The sequence below is a fragment of the Nocardia sp. NPDC004068 genome, from assembly GCF_042874315.1.
GTDB lineage: Bacteria > Actinomycetota > Actinomycetes > Mycobacteriales > Mycobacteriaceae > Nocardia.
This window is the reverse complement of the sequence record NZ_JBIAMW010000010.1, coordinates 156,496-178,159: the sequence shown is the minus strand read 5'-3', so window position 1 is coordinate 178,159 and position 21,664 is coordinate 156,496. Positions and strand designations below refer to the sequence as shown.

General features: G+C 67.3%; 19 protein-coding genes. 12 read left to right on the top strand and 7 right to left on the bottom strand.

Annotated features, from left to right (window positions below):
• Position 1: 1 nt before the first annotated feature.
• Genes ACFYTQ_RS25635 through ACFYTQ_RS25620 form a run of 4 tightly spaced genes read right to left on the bottom strand, consistent with a single transcriptional unit; the run spans position 2 to position 4,843 of the window.
• On the bottom strand, positions 2-1,573 hold the full coding sequence (locus ACFYTQ_RS25635; RefSeq protein WP_387365935.1) for a class I adenylate-forming enzyme family protein: 1,572 nt from the start codon (positions 1,571-1,573) through the stop codon (positions 2-4).
• Positions 1,551-2,720 carry a CaiB/BaiF CoA transferase family protein gene (locus tag ACFYTQ_RS25630; protein WP_387365932.1) on the bottom strand — a complete coding sequence of 390 codons (1,170 nt, stop codon included), beginning with the start codon at positions 2,718-2,720 and terminating at the stop codon, positions 1,551-1,553. The genes ACFYTQ_RS25635 and ACFYTQ_RS25630 overlap by 23 nt, the downstream gene beginning before the upstream one ends.
• An 18-nt stretch (positions 2,721-2,738) precedes the next feature.
• Positions 2,739-3,542: an enoyl-CoA hydratase/isomerase family protein gene (locus ACFYTQ_RS25625; RefSeq protein WP_387365929.1), complete on the bottom strand. Its 804-nt coding sequence runs from the start codon at positions 3,540-3,542 to the stop codon at positions 2,739-2,741.
• A 17-nt stretch (positions 3,543-3,559) separates the two neighbouring features.
• Positions 3,560-4,843: a M24 family metallopeptidase gene (locus ACFYTQ_RS25620; RefSeq protein WP_387365927.1), complete on the bottom strand. Its 1,284-nt coding sequence runs from the start codon at positions 4,841-4,843 to the stop codon at positions 3,560-3,562.
• Positions 4,844-5,190: 347 nt separating this feature from the next.
• Here ACFYTQ_RS25620 and ACFYTQ_RS25615 point away from each other — a divergent pair, with 347 nt between their 5' ends.
• Genes ACFYTQ_RS25615 through ACFYTQ_RS25605 form a run of 3 tightly spaced genes read left to right on the top strand, consistent with a single transcriptional unit; the run spans position 5,191 to position 7,780 of the window.
• A complete protein-coding gene (locus ACFYTQ_RS25615) occupies positions 5,191-5,667 on the top strand; it encodes a cupin domain-containing protein (protein WP_387365924.1) in 477 nt (158 codons plus the stop codon).
• Between the two features lie 31 nt (positions 5,668-5,698).
• Entirely contained in the window at positions 5,699-6,820 is a 1,122-nt protein-coding gene (locus tag ACFYTQ_RS25610) for an NDMA-dependent alcohol dehydrogenase (RefSeq protein WP_387365921.1), read from the top strand.
• 45 nt (positions 6,821-6,865) lie between these two features.
• Positions 6,866-7,780: a mycofactocin-coupled SDR family oxidoreductase gene (locus ACFYTQ_RS25605; protein WP_387365918.1), complete on the top strand. Its 915-nt coding sequence runs from the start codon at positions 6,866-6,868 to the stop codon at positions 7,778-7,780.
• A 57-nt stretch (positions 7,781-7,837) separates the two neighbouring features.
• Here the strand turns inward: ACFYTQ_RS25605 and ACFYTQ_RS25600 are convergent, their stop codons facing one another.
• From ACFYTQ_RS25600 to ACFYTQ_RS25590, 3 genes are read right to left on the bottom strand one after another with little or no spacing between them, the layout of a single operon-like run.
• Complete coding sequence (locus ACFYTQ_RS25600) at positions 7,838-9,799, bottom strand: hydantoinase B/oxoprolinase family protein (protein WP_387365915.1); 1,962 nt, start codon at positions 9,797-9,799, stop codon at positions 7,838-7,840.
• Between the two features lie 4 nt (positions 9,800-9,803).
• Complete coding sequence (locus ACFYTQ_RS25595) at positions 9,804-11,870, bottom strand: hydantoinase/oxoprolinase family protein (RefSeq protein ID WP_387365912.1); 2,067 nt, start codon at positions 11,868-11,870, stop codon at positions 9,804-9,806.
• A gap of 19 nt (positions 11,871-11,889) precedes the next feature.
• Positions 11,890-12,114 carry a hypothetical protein gene (locus tag ACFYTQ_RS25590; protein WP_387365909.1) on the bottom strand — a complete coding sequence of 75 codons (225 nt, stop codon included), beginning with the start codon at positions 12,112-12,114 and terminating at the stop codon, positions 11,890-11,892.
• Positions 12,115-12,355: 241 nt separating this feature from the next.
• On the opposite strand from ACFYTQ_RS25590, the gene ACFYTQ_RS25585 reads away from it, so the two are divergent.
• From ACFYTQ_RS25585 to ACFYTQ_RS25545, 9 genes are all read left to right on the top strand, one after another.
• The gene (locus ACFYTQ_RS25585) at positions 12,356-12,994 is read left to right on the top strand and encodes a TetR/AcrR family transcriptional regulator (protein WP_387365906.1); all 639 of its coding nucleotides are present in this window, start codon (positions 12,356-12,358) and stop codon (positions 12,992-12,994) included.
• A 252-nt stretch (positions 12,995-13,246) separates the two neighbouring features.
• The gene (locus ACFYTQ_RS25580) at positions 13,247-14,734 is read left to right on the top strand and encodes an aldehyde dehydrogenase family protein (protein ID WP_387365903.1); all 1,488 of its coding nucleotides are present in this window, start codon (positions 13,247-13,249) and stop codon (positions 14,732-14,734) included.
• Between the two features lie 31 nt (positions 14,735-14,765).
• On the top strand, positions 14,766-15,644 hold the full coding sequence (locus tag ACFYTQ_RS25575) for an SDR family NAD(P)-dependent oxidoreductase (protein ID WP_387365900.1): 879 nt from the start codon (positions 14,766-14,768) through the stop codon (positions 15,642-15,644).
• Positions 15,644-17,401 (top strand): class I adenylate-forming enzyme family protein, encoded by a 1,758-nt coding sequence (locus ACFYTQ_RS25570; RefSeq protein ID WP_387365897.1) that lies wholly within the window; start codon positions 15,644-15,646, stop codon positions 17,399-17,401. The genes ACFYTQ_RS25575 and ACFYTQ_RS25570 overlap by 1 nt, the downstream gene beginning before the upstream one ends.
• Position 17,402: 1 nt before the next feature.
• A complete protein-coding gene (locus ACFYTQ_RS25565) occupies positions 17,403-18,494 on the top strand; it encodes an NAD(P)H-dependent flavin oxidoreductase (protein WP_387365894.1) in 1,092 nt (363 codons plus the stop codon).
• A gap of 231 nt (positions 18,495-18,725) precedes the next feature.
• Positions 18,726-18,932, top strand: coding sequence for a hypothetical protein (locus ACFYTQ_RS25560; protein WP_387365891.1), 207 nt, complete (start codon positions 18,726-18,728; stop codon positions 18,930-18,932).
• 143 nt (positions 18,933-19,075) lie between these two features.
• Positions 19,076-19,261, top strand: a complete 186-nt coding sequence (locus tag ACFYTQ_RS25555; protein WP_387365888.1) for a hypothetical protein — start codon at positions 19,076-19,078, stop codon at positions 19,259-19,261.
• A 206-nt stretch (positions 19,262-19,467) separates the two neighbouring features.
• Positions 19,468-20,604, top strand: coding sequence for a lactonase family protein (locus ACFYTQ_RS25550; protein WP_387365885.1), 1,137 nt, complete (start codon positions 19,468-19,470; stop codon positions 20,602-20,604).
• Positions 20,605-20,742: 138 nt separating this feature from the next.
• Complete coding sequence (locus ACFYTQ_RS25545; protein WP_387365882.1) at positions 20,743-21,663, top strand: Ku protein; 921 nt, start codon at positions 20,743-20,745, stop codon at positions 21,661-21,663.
• The last annotated feature ends 1 nt before the right edge of the window (position 21,664 follow it).

Genomic DNA, 21,664 nt, shown 5'->3' with positions numbered 1-21,664 from the left:
TCTACTCCTTCTTCGAAGAATTGTGCTGTTGGATACCGGCGTAGGTCTCGCGCAGGACCTGCTTCTGAACCTTGCCCGCCGCATTGACCGGTAACTCCGCCACGAAAACCCAGTGCCGCGGGCGTTTGTAACCCGCCAGATTGTCTCCGGCGAATGCGACGAGATCCGCCCGCAACGACGCGATATCCGCACCGTCGGCGGCGACCACGACCGCGCAGCCCACCTCGAGATATCTCTCGTCCGGCACCCCCACGACGGCGATCCGCGCCACGCCGGGATGTGCGGCCAGCACACTCTCGACCTCGGCCGGATAGACGTTCTCTCCCCCGCTGCGAAACATGTCCTTGGCGCGACCGGACACGACCAGGAAGCCGTTCTCGGTGACGCTGCCCAGATCGCCGGTGCGACACCAGCCGTCGACGAAGGTTTCCGCCGTCGCGTCCGGATTGTTCCAATATCCGATCGCGACGGTGGGCGAGCGCACCCAGATCTCGCCGACCACGCCGGGTGCGGCGGGATTGCCGTCCGCGTCGACCGTCATCACATCCGTGAGGGGCATCGGTCGCCCGACACTTCCCGCGTTCTCGCGCGCGTCCTCGTGATCGAGGCAGGTCGAACCGGTACCGCCTTCGGTCAGCCCGTACCCCTGGTGGATCTCCACGGTCGGAAAACGCTCGGCGGCGGCCTCCAGGGCCCACTGCTGGACGGGATCACCACCACAGAGAATCGCTTGCAGACTCGGCAGATCCGTTGGGAGACAAGGAGATTGCAGCAGATCGTAGAGCATGAACGGATAGAGCAGGACGTGCGTGACGCCGAGGGCGCCGATCGCGTCCACGATCCGCCGGGTGCTCATTCCACCGCTCGACATGAAAACCGCCGTTCCGTGCATGAACAGCGCGGGCAGCAAGAGCACCTCGAAGGCCCCGGCGTGATAGAGCGGGCCGGTCGTCATCCAGACCGTGGGTTCGTAACGCCATTTCACCGACTGGATCATGGCCAGCCACAGCGCGTTGTCGTGCGACCACATGACCCCTTTGGGTCTGCCGGTCGTTCCGGACGTGTACATCAGCATCAGCAGGTCCGATCCGGCCGGACGCGGGAGCGTGGTGTCGTCGGTCGAGGCGAATTCCAGATCCGGATCGATCGCCCACTCCGGTCTCGGCTGCCCGTTGTCCACGGCCAACCACCGCCGCACGGGAACCTCGTCGCGGATGGGCTCGACCTGCGTGGACAATGTCGTGTGCGCGACGACGACCGTGCAGCCGGAATCCAGGAGAACGTGCCGCAATTCCGGTGGCGTGAGCCGGAAGTTGACGCGCACGACGACGGCGCCGATCCGGGAAATGGCGAAGTAGAGCGCGATGTAGTCGACGGAGTTCAGCAGCAGCACACCCACCCGGTCACCCGGCCGCACGCCCGCACGCAGCAGGACGTCGATCCATCTGTTCCGCCGCTCCCGTAGACCGGAATAGGTCAGGCTGTCCTTTCCCTCTTCCGACACCGCGACGGTGTCCGGATCACCCACCGGCAGACCGCGGAACGGCGCGTCAACGATCCAATTGATGTCCACCCCAATGCCTTTCGCCGACAGACGATCGCGCTTCGGCCACGCCGAGTTCCGCGAGCACGGCCGAGGTGTCCGCCCCGAACGGACGTGGGCGCGGCCGCGGCGAGGACTCGGGGTGGCGGGAGAAGCGGGGCGCGACGCCGGGCTGGAGGTATCCGTCCCGCGCGACAACCGCCGCGCGGTGGGCGATCTGCGGATGCTCGGCGGCCTCGCGAAGCGACAGCACCGGCGACACACAGGCGTCGGTCCCCTCGAAGACCTCTTCCCAATGCTTCCGGGTGTGCGCGGCGAATGCCTGTGCGAGGATCGCGCGCAGGGTCGGCCATCGGGCCGTATCGTCCCGGTCGGGAACGGTGGTTTCGTCGATTCCCAAGCCCCGCAGCATCTTTCGGAAGAATTTCTCCTCGTACGCGCCGACGGCGACGTATTCGTCGTCGGCCGTGCGGTACACCGCGTAATACGGGGCGCCGCCGTCCAGGAGATTCGACGCGCGCTTGTCCTGCCACGCACCGGCGTTCATCAATCCGTGAATCGAGGCGAGGAGATGGCTCGCGCCGTCGGCGACGGCCGCGTCGACCACCTGCCCGACCCCTGAGATCCGGCTTTCGACGAGCGCGGCGAGCACTCCCGCCACCAAATACATTCCGCCCCCGCCGAAGTCGCCCACCAGGTTGAGCGGGACGACCGGTCCGGATTCGCTGGTGCCCACGGCGTGCAGCGCACCGGTCAGGGCGATGTAGTTGATGTCGTGGCCGGCGGTGTGCGCCAACGGGCCGCTCTGTCCCCATCCGGTCATCCGGCCGTAGACGAGCGACGCGCGCTGTTCGAAGCACGCCGCCGGGCCGTACCCGAGCCGCTCCGCCACTCCCGGTCTGTTTCCTTCGATGAGAATGTCGCTGCGGGCGACCAACGCCAGCAGCGCCTCCCTCGCGGACGGCTGTTTCAGATCCAGAACGACCGACTTCTTGCCCCGATTGAGGACATCGACCGTCGAATCACCGGGAAACACCCCGAGACCCGCGGGCCGCTCGATGCGGATGACCTCGGCCCCCAGATCGGCGAGCATCATCCCGGCGAACGGGGTCGGTCCCATCCCCCCGACTTCGACCACCCGGATCCCGCCGAGCGGCCCCTGATTCCTCTGCTGCACCACCACTCCTCTCGGGCGTCAACGAACGGCGGAGGTCCGCCGGAAATCCGGCTTCCGCCCGGCCCGGAACGCGGCGATACCCTCGGCCGCTTCGGCGGAGGTGAAGGCCCGCTCGCTCGCGCGCAGCGGGGCCGAAATCAGCTCCGTCTCATCGAGATCGTGGGCCGCGTCGATCACCGATTTGCACAACGACAACGCGGTGCCGGGAAGATCCGACAGCTGTCGCGCGAGCTCGTACGCCCGTCGCAGCGAATCACCCTGCGGCACAACCTCGTTGACCAAACCCCAGGACAATGCCGTGGCCGCGTCGACGGGTGTGCCGAGAAGTTGCATGTACTTGGCCCGCCCCACCCCGATCCGGCGTGCCACACGGAATGTCCCGCCGCTGCTCGGGAACAGGCCCAAGGTGATCTCGGGCGACCCGATCGAGATGTGTTCCTCGGCGACGATGAGGTCGCAGCACACCGCGATCTCCAACCCGCCGCCCAGCGTGTACCCGTTGAGCGCCGCGATCGTCGGGCGCGGAAACGAGGCCAGCTCCGCGAATATCCGCTGCTGCGGCGCGAGCTTGTGCTCGACGGCCTCACCGGGACCCAGCAGTCCGGCCATCTCCACGATGTCCGAACCCGCGCTGAACGCCTTCTTCCCGGCGCCGGTCACGACCACCACCCGCACCGAGGCATCGGCGCGCAGCGACTCCAGAGCGGCGCCCAGGCCGTCGGTCATCTGCCTGTTCCAGGCATTCACCGGAGGGTTGTCGAAGGTCAGTGTCGCCACGCCCGCGTCGACCCGGACCCGCACCCGAGAACCTGTTGTGGTCACAGTCGATCCTTCGCCGATCACGCCGGCAGGCGGATCACGCCGGGCCTCCACCAATCCCCCACCAGCGGGCGGCAACCGTCGGCGGTCACCACGACCGGGCAGCCCATCGAGAACCCGCGCTGCGGGGTCCACGGCAAGGTGTCGTCGTCGCCCCACCGTCGGGTCGTCACCACGCTCGGCTCGAAGATGAGGACCATGTTCTCCTCGAATACCGTTGGGGCGTACGGTCTTTCGATCTCGCGACCGTCGGAGAAGTTGCTGACGCGGACATTCGCCGCGGGCGGCTCGTCCAGCAGACCCGATCCGTGAAAGAACGGATAGAACCAGGTGAAACCCGCCTCGTCGAGCGGCGCTCGCATCGCGGCCTGCAACTGCTTCTGGTCGATGCCCGGGCGCAAGGTGGCGATACCCGCCTCGAAGGACGCCTTCCACACCTCGAACATGCGCTCCGCTTCGGCAGCGGCCTCGCCGAGCACCCACGTCTGATTGAACTCGATCTCGTAACCGTTCACGCGCATGGTGATCTCGGCGGTGATGAGGTCGCCCCGCTCCAGGGTCCGGGCATACCCGGGTTCGGTCAGCAGACCGCTCTCCAAAATCGGACTCGTGTCCTTGCCCTGCGAGTAGAACGTGGTCGAATGCGGTTCGCACCCGCGGCGGATCCGCGCCGCCGAGATGGCGGCCCGGATCTCGGCATCCGGCACACCTTCGCGCGCGGTCTCGTACACCGCCTCGAAGACCTCCTCGGCGATCTCGCCGCCGATCTCGTAACAGCGAATCTCCTCGGCGCTCTTGATCTTTCGAAGCTGAGCGAACCAGTCGATCGCGTCCTCGAAGCCGACCTCCGGCATCTCACTGTGCAGCGTGGCCAACGTCGCGTAGGGGAAACCCGCGTACTCGCCGAACACCCCACCGATCGAGAGCACCCCGACCTTCCCGCTGGTCACACCGCGCTCCCGCAGAACGTCGGCGATGGCGAGCGCGAAGCTCGGGAACCCGCTCCGAGCATCGGGAACCCAGCAGCCCGCCAGCCGGCTGACCTTCGGCTTGGGGGTGAACCCGAAGTGCACCGGCTCACCCTCCAGCGGGAAGACGAGGTAACCCTCGATATCGAGATTGGTGAACCACCGCAGACCCGCCTGCCCCTCGTACAACACCGAGTGAAACCCACTGATCACCAGCGCCGCCAAGCCACGAGCACTCATCTGCGCCCGCGCCGCCGACCATCGCCGATCCCGCTCGGCCAGCGACAACTCGAACCCGTGCACGCGCGGGTAGCGGGACTGAATGGTGTCGACCATCTGACTGCCAACTCTCTTCGGGGTGCTGGGGGATCGTCCGACCACCGGGCCTGGCGACCCGGGCCCACCGATTTAATCGAATTTAGATTATAGACTAGGAGGACGGGGATCGAGCGTCAAGAAGCAGGTCGAGAGTAATCTGCGTCACACCCGACTCCAATTGAACTGTCACGAATCATCGATTCGAAGAATTCGAAGCACAGCCGCCCGCGATTGACGTAATCCGAAGTCGCGTTTCGAAAATCACCAATTGCCTTTTCGCGCATTTCATCGAATCGTTGTGCTGCCGCGCCCGCGATGAGAAGCCGTGAGCCCTCGCACGACGGCCGGCAGATACCGGAGGAACCATGAGACACCGAGCACGTCGCGTCGTCACCGGCCACGACTCCGCGGGCCGTTCGGTCGTGACATCGGATTCGGTGGTCGAGGCGTTCGAGGCGTCTCCCACGGCGTTCGCGACCCGGCTCTGGGCGACCGACGACTTCCCGTCCGACAACACCGACGACCGGGACGGCGCACAGCTGATCGAGACCTTGGCCGCCGACAACGGCACCGCCTTCTACATCGTGGACTGGGCGCCCAACAGCGAGTTCCCGGCACACCGAACCCGAAGTATCGACTACGGCGTCGTGCTCAGCGGTGAACTGGAGGCCGTGCTCGACAGCGGACAGGTCGTGCACCTGGGTCCGGGCGACAGCATCGTCCAACGCGGCACCCTGCACACCTGGCGCAATTCCACCGACGACTGGACCAGAACCGTCTTCGTCCTCGTCACCAGCCGTCCGCTCGTCATCGACGGAAAGCCTGTCGAACCGACCATGTGATCGCACCGCGCGTGACAGTGAGGAATACACAGTGAGAACGACCGCGGCCATTCTGTGGCAAGCGCCGGGTACCTGGGACGTTCGGGAGGTCGATCTCGACGAACCCCGCGACGGTGAGGTTCTCGTCAAGGTGATGGCCTCCGGCCTGTGCCACTCCGACGATCATTTCGCCAAGGGCGACATGCGATTCCACTCCTACCCGGCGTGCGGTGGGCACGAGGGCGCCGGTGTGGTCGAGGCCGTGGGGCCCGGCGTCACCCGCGTCCGGCCCGGCGACCACGTGGTGACCTCGTTCATCGCCGCGTGCGGCCACTGCCGCATGTGTGTCACCGGGCATCAGAACCTCTGCGACGCAGGGCATCTCATCACCGTCGGCACCCGCCCCGACGGCACCTTCCGTATGCACGCCGACGGGCGGGGCGTCGCGCAGAACGCGTGCCTGTCGACGTTCTCGGAGTGGACGACCGTGCCGCAGGAATGTGTGGTGCGGATCGCCGACGACATCCCGTTCACCACCGCGGCGATCGTCGGCTGCGCGGTGCCCACCGGATGGGGATCGTCCACACGGGCCGCCGATATCGATGTCGGTGACGTGGTGGTCGTGGTCGGAACCGGTGGCATCGGCATGAGTGCCGTACAGGGCGCCGCGTTCCGGGGCGCGGGGCGGGTGATCGCCGTCGACCCGGTGCCGATGAAGCGCGAGCTGTCGCTCACGCTCGGTGCGACCGATGCCGTCGAAACGATCGACGAGGCAACCGATCTGGCGCGCGCGGCCACCAACGGCCAGGGCGCGGACTCGGTCGTCGTCTGCGTCGGCGTCCCGACCCAGGAGCAGCTGAAGCAGTCCTACGACGCCCTGGGTAAGCGGGGGACCCTGGTGGTGACCAGTGCGGCGCCGCACACCCTGACCGAGATGTCGGTGCCGGTGCTCGATCTGACCATGAGCGAGAAGCGCATCCAGGGCGCCCTGTACGGGATGGCGGGGCCGCAGAGCGAGGTCCCGATGCTGCTGGATCTGTATCGACGGGGCGCGCTGCGGCTGACCGAAATGGTTACCCGCACATACCAACTCGAACAGGTCAACGAGGCGTACGAGGACATGCACGCGGGCCTCAACATCCGCGGCGTCATCGATTTCGAGGGCCGTCACTGACGCGGGCCACTGCCTTATATCCGACTCACATCCGAAGGAATTCACATGGGACTGCTGGACGGCAAGGTCGTCTTCATCACCGGAGCCGCCCGCGGGCAGGGCCGCGCGCACGCGGTGACCGCCGCCAAGGAGGGGGCCGATGTCGTGATCACCGATATCTGTTCGCCCATAGACGGTCTGCGCTACGAGTTGGCGAACAAGGAGGACCTCGCCAAGACCGAGGCGTTGGTCGAGCGGACCGGCCGGCGCGCGGTCAGCGCCATTGCCGATGTGCGCGACCAGGATTCGCTCGATCGCGCGGTGCGGCTCGGCCTCGACACGTTCGGCCGCCTCGACGCGGTGATCGCCAACGCCGGTCTGTGGGATCTGGGCCCGAAGGTCTGGGAGACCTCCGAACAGATGTGGTCGACGGTCACCGATGTGGTGCTCGGCGGCACGTTCCGCACCATCAAGGCCACCGCACCGCACCTGATCGAGAAGCGCACCGGGGCCATCGTGTGCATCGCGTCGGTCGGCGGCCTGGAGGCCACCCCCGGCTACACCTCCTACATCACCGCCAAGCACGGCGTGATCGGCCTGATGCGGAACACCGCGCTGGAGATCGGCGAGCACAACGTCCGCTGTAATGCGGTGTGCCCCGGGGCGATCGACACCAAGATCTGGGACAACCCGATGGGCTACCAGATGTTCGTGACTCCCGATCAGACGCCCGGCCGTGACGTGGCGATGGCCGCGATCTACGGCTACGCACCCCTCGCGGGCCGGGCCGCGCTGCCGCCGAACGCCACCAGCAACGCGGCGTGCTGGCTGCTGTCGGACTACGCCGAGCACATCACCGGTGTGGCGCTTCCGGTCGACGCCGGACATCTCCTGCTCCCCGGTGTGAACTTCGCGCCGCGGACCGAGGGCGCCGAGGCCGACCGCTACCGCCCGCCGGTGCAGTCGCCCGACGATCTTTGATCCTCCGGCGAATGTGCCGAGGCCCCGGCCGTTTTCGAACGGCCGGGGCCTCGTGCGTCAGTCGGCCTGTTTCGCCGCGGCGCGCAACCGCTCGGTCGCCTCCGCGTCGACCCGCAACCGTTCCGGGTGCCGATGCGGGTCACCGGTGATCACGACGCCGTAGTCACGCGCGGCGGCGGCGATCGTGAGGTATTCGTCGCGGACGTCGCGTTTGACGAGTTCGGGGTCGCGCTCGAACGGGTCGCCCCAGCCGCCGCCACCGTTGGTCAGGTAACGCCAGGTCGCGCCGGGCTGGGTGACCCAGACGGGGGTGCGACCGTAGTAGAAGTACTCCCCGTCCGGATCGGGCGCCTGGGTCCGCGGATCGAATGTGCCTGCGACAGCGACGGATTCGGCGTACACCGAACTATCGGTGCCGTGGAAGACGCTCTCCCCGGTGATCGGCGCGCCGTCCTGCCCGAAGATCCAGACCCCACCGAGAGCCCCGTCGCGGCCACCGTGCACGCCGACACCGCTCGCCTCCCGGAAGCGCAGCGGAACCGTCTGATGCTGGCCCGCCTGCGTGTACAGGATGTCCTTCGCGATCGCGGCGCCACCGCGGCTGATGCCCGGCCCCGCGGTATCGGCGACGAACTCGCGCCGCATGATGCGCAACGGGAAGTCGGCCTCGAGGTTCTCCGTGGACGGCGACATCAGATTGAAGATGTAGGCGCACGAACACCCGTCGGCGTCACCCTCTTTGGAGCCGCCGCGCGGCCCGTGCTCGCCGCCCGCCATCGCCGAGCAGAACCACGGCGTGCCGTCGGGGTTGAGTCCGTTGGCATTGTGCACGTAGGCCGAACCGAAATCGCCGCCGAGCGCGTCGACGCCCAAGGCAGGGCCGAGGATGCGCAGCAGGATCGTCACGATCAGCGACTGCACCTCGTAGTAACAGAACACCGCGCCGTCCGGGGGCAGCGCACCGGTGATGGAGCCCGCGGGCACCAGCACGTCGAAGTCCCGGAACGTGCCCGAGGTGAATTCGCTGTCCGGCGACAGCAACATCTTCAGGCCCACGCCGACAGCGGTTTTCACGTCCAGCGCGCCCGCGTTGATACAGGTGCGGGCCTGTCGCGAGGAGCCGCTGAAGTCGGCCTCGACGCGCGAACCGCGCTTGCGCAGCGCCAAATTGACGACGTATTCCTCACTGTCGTCGACACCGTCGGCGTCCAACCGCCCGCTGCCCTCGTAATCACCGTCGGGCAGTGCGGCGAAGGCCAGTCGCATGCGTTCGGCCGACGCGTCACAGGCGTAGCGCATGCTGCCGAGGTAGGCCGCGAGCCCGTAGCGGTCGATGGTCTCCTGGATCAGCTTCTCCCCCATGGCACAACAGGCGTGCATGGTCTTGAAGTCGGGCAGCATCAACTCGCCCATGCGGACGTTGTCGAAGATCAGCGAAAACGTCTCGTGCACAGGCTCACCCGCGTGGTAGAGCAGGCGCGGGCTGATCGAGATGCCGTCCTCGTAGATATTGTGCTTGTTCGCCGAGTAGCCGCCGGGGAAGATGCCGCCGACGTCGAGCTGGTGGGCGCGCAGCGCCATGAATCCGACGATCTCGTCGGCGTGGAACACCGGCTGCACGAACAGCACGTCGTTGTAGTGGTTGCCCACCCGGTAGACGTCGTTGCAGATCAGAATGTCACCGGGCACCAGCCGGTCGGGGCCGTACTCCTCGACGGTGACGCGCACGGCGTCGGACATGGTGCCGAGGAACACCGACAGACCGTTGGTCACCGCGCTCATCGCGTAGTCCTGTTCGGCGGGCGCGCAGATGCAGGCGGCGAAGTCGTAGCACAGGGCGATGATCGGCGAGAAGGCACGATGCAGCAGACCGGTCGTCACATGTTGCACCGCGTAGCGCAATCGGTTCGCCAGCACGCTGGCGGTGAAGCGGTCGGTGTCGTAGCGCTGCCGGAACTGCTCGTCGGTGAGGTCGCGCAGCAGGGTGTGGGTGACGGGAGCGGGAATCGTAGCGGTCATGGGGTTACTTCTCCTCGGAGCGAGTGATGACGATTTCGCCGACGCTGCCCACGGTCGCCGTCTGATTCGGCAGCACGAACGTGGTCGACAGCGGTTCCCGGATGACGGCGGGCCCGGTGACGACATCGCCGAGCATCAGATCCTCCCGCTCGTATTCATCGGCGCTGACGTCGTGTTCCTCCAGATAGCGCAGCGTGATCGTCCCGCTCGGCCGCAGGGTCTGCCCGGCCGGACGGCGCGGCGGCCGCGGGTATTCGACCTTCGCGGTCGGGACGATCGCGGTGAGGCGATAGGTCACACCCTGGACCGGCATGCCCTCGAAGCGGTTACCGGAACGCTTCTCGTAGCCGTCGTGGAAGTTGGTGATCATCTGCTCGATGGCGTCGGGAGTGATTGTGCCGCCGGGGACTTCGACGAACGGCGTCTCCCACACCTGTCCCATCAACTGCCCGTCGAAGGTCCGGACGAACGTGACCCGGTCCGCGTCGGCGCCGAGCGCCCGGCGCATCGAGGCTTCCATCTCGGCGTAGATGCCGTCGATCTCCTCGGCGTGATCGGGAGTGAGCACCTTGTACGAGGTGCGGCTGTCGGCATGGACCTGGTCCGCGCTCACCAATCCCAGGGCCGAGAACAGCCCGGGATAGGGCGGCACGATCACGCTCTCGAGATGGATCATGTCCAGCAGCGCGGGCAGCATCATCGACCCCGCCGCGCCGAAGGACACCATGGCGTAGTCGCGGGGGTCGACACCGTCCTTCACCAGGACGTCGAGGATGCCCTCGGCGACATTGTTCACCGCCATCCGGTAGGCGAACCGAACCCGTTCCGCCAGAGTCGCTTTCGTCTCCAGCCGCTCGAACGCGGCCTTCGACAGCGCCGGGTCGAGCTTCGACCGTCCGGCCGCGAACCGGTTCGGATCGAGAATGCCGATCATCAGGAAGGTGTCGGTCGTGGTCGGCCGCTCACCTCCGCGGCCGTAGCAGGCGGGTCCGGGATCGGCGCCCGCGCTCTCGGGTCCGACCTTCACCTCACCGGTCGGCGTGATGCTGACGATGCTGCCGCCGCCGGCCCCCACGCTGACGATCTCGTTGGACAGCGTATTGACCAGCAGATCGTGCTCGAGCTCGAAAGTCGTGTTGACGAACGGGTTTCCGGCGGTGACGAGGCTGATATCGGCGGAGGTGCCGCCGATGTCCACGCACAGCAGATTGGGTTCGTCGATCATGCCGCCCAGCCGCGCACAGGCCACGGTCCCCGCGGCGGGACCGGAGAAGACGATGCGCGAAGGCCGTTGCAGCGCAACGTCTATCGGGGCCAGGGTGGCGGCGCAGTCGGCGAAGTTGAGGTCACCGGTGAATCCGAGTGCGCGCAGGCCGCTGTCGAGCTGCTTGGAGTACGGTCCGTAGATCTTCTTGCACAGCACGTCGACGACGGTCGTCGAGGCGCGGGGGTATTCGCGGGCGAGCGGGGACACCTCGCTCGACACCGAGCAGGCGATATCGCCGAGTTCCTCGCGCACCAGCTCGGCCAGGCGGTGTTCGTGCTCGCCGTTGACATAGGAGTTGAGCAGACAGATCGCCACGCCCTCGATGCCGCATTCGGCCAGAATGCGCAGCTCGTCCCGGGCTTGGGCCTCGTCCAGCGCCACCACGATCGACCCGTCGGCGCCGATGCGCTCGCGAATCCCGCGGCGCAGATAGCGCGGCACGATCGGCGCGGTGACGTCACCGAAACTGCGCCGCCAGCGCGGATCGGTATTGGCGTGGGCCGGGCGCTGGGCGCGGGCCATGTCCAGAATGTCGCGGTGGCCCTCGGTGGTGAGGAAGGCGATCTTCGGGATCCGGCGGGTGATGATCGCGTTCAGGCCGTGGGTACTGGCGTGATTGAACACCGCCGCCCGGTCGACGGCGACTTCGGCCGCGCCTTCCAGCACACCCTTGTAGGTCTCGGTGACGTTGGTGGCGACCTTCGTGGTGACGATCTGGCCGTCCTCGATGGAGACGATATCGGTGAAGGTGCCACCGACGTCCACGCCGATCATGCCCTTCGGCTCCGCTGCCGTGCTGCTCATGTTCCTCGTCCTCTTCCGCTCAGACCCGGTCGGCCAGCAACTCGATCGGCCCCAGTTTGGGGCCCGGTTCGCGCGCGACCGAGTACAGGCAGTCGGCGCATTTGACGACGTCGAACCAGCCGCCCTCGGACAGGATCGGATACGCCCGCAACGCCTGTGCCCTGCACTCCGGACAGGCGCCGTCGACGGGCTCCCGGCGGACCGACAGTCTCGGTTCGGTCGGGCGCGGATGCGCGATGGTCATGTCTTTCTCCTCTGCCAGTGGCTGATTTGGGCACAAGATCTAATTGATCATCGAAAATGAGGACGTCCTCGTACCGAGGGTCCACGGCTGTCGGCTCGGAGCCCGGTACCGGCCGTAGCAAAATCTAACTGTAGGTCGAAAATATAATATGGATCACAGCCGCGCAAGAGGCTCTCGCCCGAAGATGGCGACGAGCAGCGCGGCACCCGGCGGCTAATCTGATCCTTGTTAGAATTCGTCCATGGCCCAGCCCAATACGAACGGATCGGCACGGCCGACGCGCGCGCTCGCCAAGTCGGCCGCCACCCGGCGGCGCGTCATCGAGGCGGCCGCGCGCATGCTGGTCGAGCAGGGCTACGCCGCGACGCGACTCGCCGATATCGCCGCGGCGGCCGGATTGCAGACCGGAAGCCTGTACTACTACTTCGACTCGAAGGAGAGCCTGGTCGAGGAGGTGCTGCGCTACGGCGTGCAGTTCACCCACACCCACGTCCGGGTGATCGTCGAGCAGTTGCCGGACTCCGCCACAGCGGGCGAGCGGCTCGCCGCGGCGGTCGGCGGATTCCTCGAGGCCACGCTCGAACTGGGCAATATGTCCCCGGCCCACGTGCGCACGTTCCATCAGCTCCCGACGGAGATCCAGGACAGCCTGCGGCCCATCCGCCGCGCCTTCGCGCGATTCTGGGAGGAGCTGATCGACGCGGCCGTCGCGTCCGGCGAGATCCGCGCCGACATCGATCCGCTGGTGCTCCGCTCGTTCATCATCAGCTCACTCGAGCAGGTCGCGGAGTGGCCCGGACGGGCCCGGCACTCGGCCCGGGACCTGTCCGACGTCATGCGCACCCTGATCTTCGACGGCGTGGGACGAAGCCGGGACTGACAGTCGGCGCGGACAACCACGATCCAGCTGCGGGGAAGATCAATATATTTTATATGGCAGTCGGGGCTTGCTCACAAATCTAACCAGAGTTAGGCTGAGGCTCGGAGCGACTGCCCGATGACCAGGCACGAGACGCCCTCGTCTCCCACGTCCTCCGATTTCGATACACAAATCAAACCTTGGTTCGATTATCTGCGACTACGGTGCCCGAACCCGACCCGTAGCTCGCCCCGCGAACAGGAGTCCCGCCCAGTGAGTGCAGTCGACAGTGACAATCGCCGTGAGCTCGCGGTCGCCGGTGAGCTGCGGGTGCCGCGACCCGATGCGCTGCTGATCGGCGGCGAATGGCGCGCCTCGCGCGGGGGCGCCACCGTGCCGATCGTCTCGCCCACCACCGAGGACATCGTCGCGGAGGTGACGGCGCCCTCGATCGCCGACGCCGACGCCGCCGTCACCGCCGCGGCCGACGCGTTCGGCGGAACGTGGCCGAATCTGCCTGTGCGACAACGCGTCCAGATCACGGCACGGTTCTGCGCGCTGCTGGAGGAACGCCTCGAGGAGATCGCGCGGGTCTGGGCGGTCGAAGCGGGCATCCCGGTGCGGTGGGGGCGCACGCTGCACAAATTCGCCGCCACCGCCGCGTGGCGAGGCGCGCTCGAGGCCGCCGAACAAGCGCTGGCCCCCGAACGGCGACGCACCCCCGTGGGCGAGGTGAGCATCGAGCACGATCCCGTGGGCCCGGTCGTGGCGATCATGCCCTACAACGGCCCGATGGCGACCATCGGCTCCAAGGTGGTGCCCGCGCTGCTGGCCGGCTCGACGGTCGTGGTCAAGGCCGCGCCGGAGTCGGCGCTGACCATGCGGATCGTCTCCGATTGCGCTGTGCGCGCGGGCTTTCCGGCCGGAGTGCTCAGCATCCTCGCCGGTGATGTCGAGGTGTCGCGGCGGCTGGTCGCCGACCCGAGGGTCGAGCTGATCTCGTTCACGGGCGGGACGACGGCGGCGGCGGACATCCTCCGCCGGACCGCGGACAACCTGCCGCGCACCGTGTTCGAACTGGGCGGCAAATCGCCCGCGGTCTTGCTCGACGACGTCGATCTCGACACCATCCTGCGACCGCTGGTGGCGGGCGCGATGAGCGGCTCCGGTCAGGTCTGCGCGACGCTGTCGCGCATCCTGGTACCGCACGCGCGCCACGACGAGATCGTCGACGCGCTCGCCGCCGCCTACCGCGGGCTGCGCATCGGCGATCCGCTCTCCCCCGACACCGACCACGGACCGCTCACCAACCGCGCGGCCTACGACCGGACCCGCCGATTCGTCGACAATGCCGTGGCGGCGGGCGCGCACGCGGTCACCGGCGGCAGGCGTCCCGACGGATTCGACACCGGCTGGTTCTACGAGCCGACCCTGCTGGCGAACGTCGGCGAGGACGACGAGGTGGTTCGCCGGGAGGTTTTCGGTCCCGTCACGGTGGTGCTGCCCTACAGCGACGACGAGGACGCGGTACGGCTGGCCAATGACACCGAATTCGGTTTGGCCGGAAGCGTTTTCGCCACCGACCGCGAGCGCGGTCTCGCCGTGGCCCGCCGGATCCGCGCCGGGTCGGTGGCGCTCAACACCTTCGGCCCCACCATGGCCGCGCCGTTCGGCGGGGTCAAGAAGTCCGGCTGGGGCCGCGAATGCGGGCCGGAGGGAATCCGGGAGTTCAGCGCCGTCAAGCAGGTCTTGATCGGTTGAGACACAACACTTTTCGAGAAGGGCTAGGGGCATGGCCGAGCAAGCGGCACTGGTGACCGGCGGCGCGAGCGGAATGGGACGGGCCACCGTCGCCCGATTCCTCGATCGCGGATTCGGCGTCACCATCGCGGATCTCAACGAGCGGGTCGCGGAGAAGACACTCGCGCACTTCGCCGAGCAGGGGGCCGGGGATCGGGTGAGCTTCGTGCGCACCGATGTGAGTTCCGAACCCGCCTTCGAGGCGGCCGTGGCCCACACGGTCGACACCTACGGCCGGATCGACGCCCTGGTCAACGCCGCGGGCGTCGGCGGGGCGTTCGGCCCGCTGACCGAAATCGATGTCGAGGACTGGGATTACACGTTCGACGTCCTGCTGCGCAGCGTATTCCTGGGCATCAAACACGCCGGCCGGGCGATGCGGGCGCAGGGCACCGGGGGGTCGATCGTGAACTTCGGTTCGGTCGCCGCCCACGCGGGTGGGCTGGGCGTGCAACCCTATTCGGTGGCCAAGGCCGCGGTCCTGCATCTGACCCGCGTGGCCTCCCTCGAATTCGCACCGGACCGGATCCGCATCAACGCGGTATCGCCCGGCATCATCCAGACACCGCTGATCGGGCTGAACGAGAAGGATCTCGAACCGATCCTCGGCACCGTGCAGCCGCTCCCGTACGCGGGCGAACCGGATTTCGTCGCCGGTGTGGTGTCCTTCCTCGCCAGCGACGACGCCCGATTCATCACCGGGGAGAACATCACGGTCGACGGCGGAATGGTCGCCGCCGGACCGCAATTGGGCGATATGGTCAACAACAACCCGGCGATGCGCGGTCTCGTGGGCGTGAACCGGGGCAGCACCGGCGAACGCTCGCAGATCAAGCGCAAGCTCGGCCGGACCGAGCCGAAGGGCGCGTGATGAACGCCCCGGAAGTCCTCCCGCCCGCGCGACGCCGGGCCGCGCTGGTCCGCGACTTCACACCGTGGCAACCACGTACCTTCGACGAGCAATTCGACCACGCCGTAACGAAATTCGCGGAACGACCCTATGTGATCAGCGGCGATCGGATATACACCTACGCCGACGTCCAGCGGCACGCGCGACGCCTGGCCGACGGGCTGGCCGCACTGGGGATCGAGCCCGGAGACCACGTCGGCCTGATCGTGGCCAACCATCCCGAATACGCGCCGATCAAACTGGCGATCGCCCGGGTCGGAGCCGTCGCGGTGCCGCTGAACTATCTGTATCGGACCCGGGAACTCGGCTACGTCCTACGGCAATCCTCGTGTCGCGCGCTGATCACCATGACCTCGTTCCGGGACATGGACTACCTGACCATGCTCGACGAACTGGCGCCGGGCTGGGAGCGCCCGGGCAAGACCTCGCTGGGTGAACTCGAATTCGTCGTCACCTACGCTCCTGACGGCACACCACGGCGCGAGGGCGTGCTCGACCTCGACGATCTCGAGCGCATCGGCGCCGAATGCCCGGGGGCGGCTCCGGGAGGACGACGCGGACCCGACGACATCTCCGACATCCTGTACACCTCGGGCACCACCGGATCGCCCAAGGGCGTCATGCTCAGCCACGACGGATTGCACCGCGCGGCGTTCGGATCCATTCACTGCCGCGCCCTCGGCGGCGGCAACCGCGTGGTGTTCGCGCTGCCCTGCTACCACCTGTTCGCCTACGGGCAGGCGGTGATCGGTTCGATCTTCGTCGGCGGCGCGATGCTGCCGCAGCCGAGATTCGATCCCGTCGAATACTTCCGCGCCATCGAAACCCACCGTGTCACAGACGTTCTCGCGGTTCCGACGATGAGCGTCGCCCTCGTCGAACATCCCGATCGGCACCGCTACGACCTGTCCTCGCTGCGCATGATGCTCTCGGCGGCCGCGTCCGCTCCGACCTGGCTGTGGGAGCGGCTGCGCACCGAACTCGGTGTCGACGAGCTCACCACCGCGTACGGCATGACGGAGATGAGCGGCACGATGAGCATGACCCGCCCCGAGGATCCGGTCGAGGCGCTGACCGCCACGGTCGGCGTCCAATTGCCCAGTGGCCCCGCGGGTTTGGCTCATCTCGGCGGGCTGATCGCCGAATATCGGGTGCTCGACCCGGTGTACGGCGAGGAGGTGCCGCCGGGCGAGGTCGGCGAACTCGTCGCGCGCGGTCCGACCACGATGAAGGGCTATTGGCAGCGGCCCGAGGAGACCGCGGCGGCGTTGCGGGACGGCTGGTTTCACACCGGGGATCTCGTCCGCATCCTTCCCGACGGCTCGCTCGTGATCGCCGGTCGGTCCAAGGACCTCATCAAAACCGGTGGCGAGCTCGTCACCCCCAAGGAGGTCGAGGATTTCCTCACCGCCCTGCCCGGGGTCAGTCAGGGCTACGTCGTGGGCATTCCCGACGAGCGCTGGGGCGAGGTCGTCGCCGCCTTCGTGGTGGCCGAACCGGAGGCGACTGTCGACGCCGAGGATCTGATCGCCCGCTGTCGCGCCGGTCTGTCCCGCTTCAAGGTGCCCCGGCACGTCTTCGTCGTCGATGTCGACGCGATTCCGCAGACCCCCACCGGCAAGGTGCAGAAGTTCAAGCTCGTCTCGGCGGCCCAACAGCTGATCGCCGCCCAGAGCCCTTCCGCGCCGACAACTTTCACCACCATCAGAGGAGAATGACGTGCCCACCCTGCGCACCCCACTGTGTGATCTGCTCGATATCGAGGTCCCGATTCTGCAGGCCGGTATGGGCCTGATCGCCTACGCCGATCTCGCCGCGGCGGCCGCCAACGCCGGGGGTCTCGGCTGTCTGGGCGGGATCGATATGTCGGTCGCGGAGGTCGACAGCAATATCCGTCGCTTCCGCGAGTTGAGCGACCGCCCGTTGGCGCTCGACCTCGGCTTCCCTCAGAACGCGCCCAGTGCCCGCGCCGATGTCGTGCTGCCCGATCCGCTGCCCCAGCCCATCCGGCAGTTGCGCGCCGAGCTGGAGGAGATGGGGATTCCGGTGGAGGACAACGTCCCCGACCAGGCCATCAGCCGCGACGACAATCTCGAGAAGCTCGACCTCGCGCTGGACCAGGGTGTCGAGGTCATCGTGTGCGGGCTGGGCACACCGGTCGAGGTGGTCGAGAAATGCCACCGCCGGGGCGCGACGGTGATGAGTATCGTCGGCACCTCCCGCGCGGCCCGCAAGGTGATCGACAACGGCACCGATGTGGTGATCATCCAGGGCACCGAGGGCGGCGGACACTCCGGGGAGGTCGGGACCCTGGTGCTGCTCGCCGAGGTGCTCGACTTCGCCACCGTCCCCGTGGTGGCCGCCGGCGGCATCGCCACCGGCGCGCAGGTGGCCGGTGCGCTGGTCGCCGGGGCGGACGGCGCCTGGATCGGGACCCGGTTCATCGCCACCGCGGAGGCGGGCTGTCAGCAGGTCTACAAGGAGGCCGTCGTCGACGCGGGCCCGAACTCGACCCTGCGCACCCCCCGGTTCGACGGCCTGCACGTGCGGCAGTTGCGCAACCGGTTCACCGATGTGTGGGACGGGCACGAGGACGAGATGCAGCCCTACCCGGTGCAGCGGATGATCACGATCCCGATCCGCGATGCCGCCGCCAAGAACTCGGTGGCCAGCCACATGAACCTCGCCGCGGGCCAGGCCGTCGGCCTGATCAACGACCTGCCCAGCGCGGGCGATATCGTCCGCCGGTTGACCGAGGAAGCCGTTGCGGCACTGTGGAATTCCACCAAGCGAATCCAGTTCTCCGACTGAGTCATCGAACCGGTACCCGGCGCGCGACGGTGTCCGAATCCTGGACACCCGTCGCCGCCGGAACCCAGCAGACTCCTTGACATCGCGGCCGCGAACGCGGCCGTGACGGGCAGAGGAGAACCGATGGACACGATCGCCGACGCTTCCTGGGAGGAAATTCTCCCAGGCTCCCGGCCGGATCGAGGCATACCGTGAATTCGTAGACCTCGATCGACCACGCGGAGCGGAGCAATGCCGTCACCCATTCGCACCCATGTCCAGGAACTCCTGGACTACTTCGGAACCTGTGCGGACTGCGGTTATCCGGCATCGGCATCGCTGATCACCCGGGAGTGCGCGGACGGCACCGTCGAGCAGGAGGTAATAGCCACCTGCGGATTGCCGTGCGGCTGGCGCGCACCCGTCCCGATGCGGCGGATGACCCCGCCGCCCTCCTGAATCCCGCACCGCGCGATTTCCGTACGCCGAATATCCGAACAGCAACTCCAGCCCCGCGAGGGAAATTCACGATGTGGACACAAGGCAGTGTCGAACGTGGGACGACCACACACGACAGACCGCGGCAATCGCCGGAAAACGACGTGCACCTGCGAATCTGGTTGAACGGTATCGCCTTCGATTATCTGGCGGCGGCCACAGCCGCGAACAATCTGATCCGCGACTGGCGACGCAGGCCGTGGTACACGATCGAATTGCTGCTGGATACGCCCGAAGATCGCCACTCCCTGCCACGCCTGCCGAACGAACGGCTGTTCATCGGGGCGTGAGCCCAAATCACCACACAAGAGCAAACGAGGTCGCCAGGGTGATCTTGTTCCTCGCCGGTGACAATGCCTCGTATTGAGTTGATTCCGGGGAATTCGGGCCGAGCAGCAGCTGTCCAATTTCCCGGACACTTCCCCTCTTGTTCCCGTCTTAGGCTCCCGTCATGACATCTGATTCAACGGCGATGGATGGTTTCGAAGTTCGTGGGATGAGGACTTTCGACCGCCGCAAGCATCGGCACGCCCGTGCGGGCTGGGCTCTGATCGCGGCCGCGGCCGTGCTGCCGGGATTCCTGGCGGCGGCCCAGCCCGCGGCGGCGGATGCTCCCGGCTATCACATCTACGCCCACGGTTACCTCAGTGACGGTGTGGTCGGTTTCAACGCCACCGACACGGGACAGCCGGTCCGGGTCGCCGGGCGCGCCCCGACCGGTCAGCCGGACTGGCCGCAGGGCGCGTCGCCGAACGGCCGCTTCTTCTACAGCGCTCCGACCATGAATCCGCGGTTGATTCCCTACGCCATCGGATCCGACGGGACCCTGACCCCGGGCACCCCGCTCCCGCTGCCCGACGTTCCGGTGGACATCGCGTTCGCGCCGAACGAGCGCGACGGTTACGTTCTGGTCGGGGCCGTCAACGCCGCCATCGTGCCGGTGCGCTTCGGCGGCGACGGAACCCCGATCGCGAACGGCCCCGCGGTCTCCCTCGGCCTCATGGGCGGCCTCGGGACCGCCTCGGTGTCACCGGACGGGCGGAATCTGTACGTCGCGAGCGTGCCGGATCGGCAACTCCTCGTCTTCGACATCCACGGCGACGGCACCCTGTCGCCGGTGAAACAGCGGTTGAGCGGCGGTATCAACCCCCTGTTCCCGACGCTCACCCCCGACGGCCGCCACCTGTTCATCACCAACGAACTCAGCGCCACCGTGCAGGCCTTCAACCGGGCCGACGACGGAACGCTGACCGAGGTCGCGGGCTCGCCGTATCCGAGCGGCATCCTGCCGCACGTCTCGAGCGTCACCCCCGACGGCCGGTACCTCTACGTGCCGAACATGGGGACCGCGGCCATCAACGCGTACGCCATCCAGGACGACGGCACGCTGCGCCCCTTGCCCGGCACGGATTTCGATCCGGCCGTGGGCGTGTACTCCGAATCGACGGTGATGTCGCCCAGCGGCAAGGTGCTGTGGGCGCTGGGCACCGATCCGATGCGCGGCGGCGAGGAAGTCCTGCGGCGCTTCATCATCGGTGCGGACGGCGTCCTCGTCCGCGACGACTCCGTCGCGCTGTACCCGGGGACGACCATCGCCGACGGCCGGACCCTGACCCTGGTCCCGAACACCTGACCCCGCGGCGACACACGGTGAACGCTCGGTCGGTTCGAGCCGACCGGGCGGTGCTCGACCTTCGCCGCGACCACACCGGACCCTCGGGTCGCGCGGTTTCAACGCACAAATCGGGCAGGTCCTCAGTAGCATCGAGGAATGCGGTCGATCTGGAAGGGCTCCATCGCGTTCGGGCTGGTGAATGTCCCGGTGAAGGTCTATACCGCCACCGAGGATCATGACATCCGGTTCCATCAGGTGCACGCCAAGGACGGGGGGCGCATCAAGTACGACCGGGTGTGCACGATCTGCGGGCAGTCGGTGCAGTACGCCGACATCGATAAGGCGTACGAGTCGCCCGAGGGGGATCGGGTGATCCTCACCGACGAGGACTTCGCGAAACTGCCGGTGGCCGAGAAACACGAGATCCCGGTGCTGCAATTCGTGCCGTCCGAGCAGATCGACCCGATGTTGTTCGACCGCAGCTACTATCTCGAGCCCGACTCCAACACCCCGAAAGCCTATGTGCTGCTTGCCAAGACGCTCGAGCAGACCGACCGGGTGGCGCTGGTGAACTTCACGCTGCGGCAGAAGACCCGGCTCGGCGCGCTGCGGGTGCGCGAGGGCGTGCTGGTGCTACAGACGCTGCTGTGGCCCGACGAGGTGCGCACGGCCGACTTCGAATCGCTCGACGGCGTGGCCGAACCGCGCAAACAGGAACTCACCATGGCCGAAACGCTCGTCGACAGCATGTCCGACGACTTCGATCCGGACATGTACACCGACGAGTACCAGATCGAGCTGAAGAAGATGCTCGACGAGGCCATCGCCTCCGGTTCCAGCAAGGTCACCCGACCCCCGGAGGCCGCGCCCACCGAGATGGACGCCGAGGTCGTCGACCTGGTCGCGGCCCTGCAACGCAGCCTCGAGGCGACCGGGCGGCGCGGCGGCGGCAAGGCCGAACCGGCCGCCAAGACGACCGCGAAGAAACAACCCGCCAAGAAGCAGCCCGCGAAGAAGGCCGCCGCCAAGAAGACGGCGAGCAAATCGTCCAAGACCTCGACCCGCAAGGGCGCGTGAG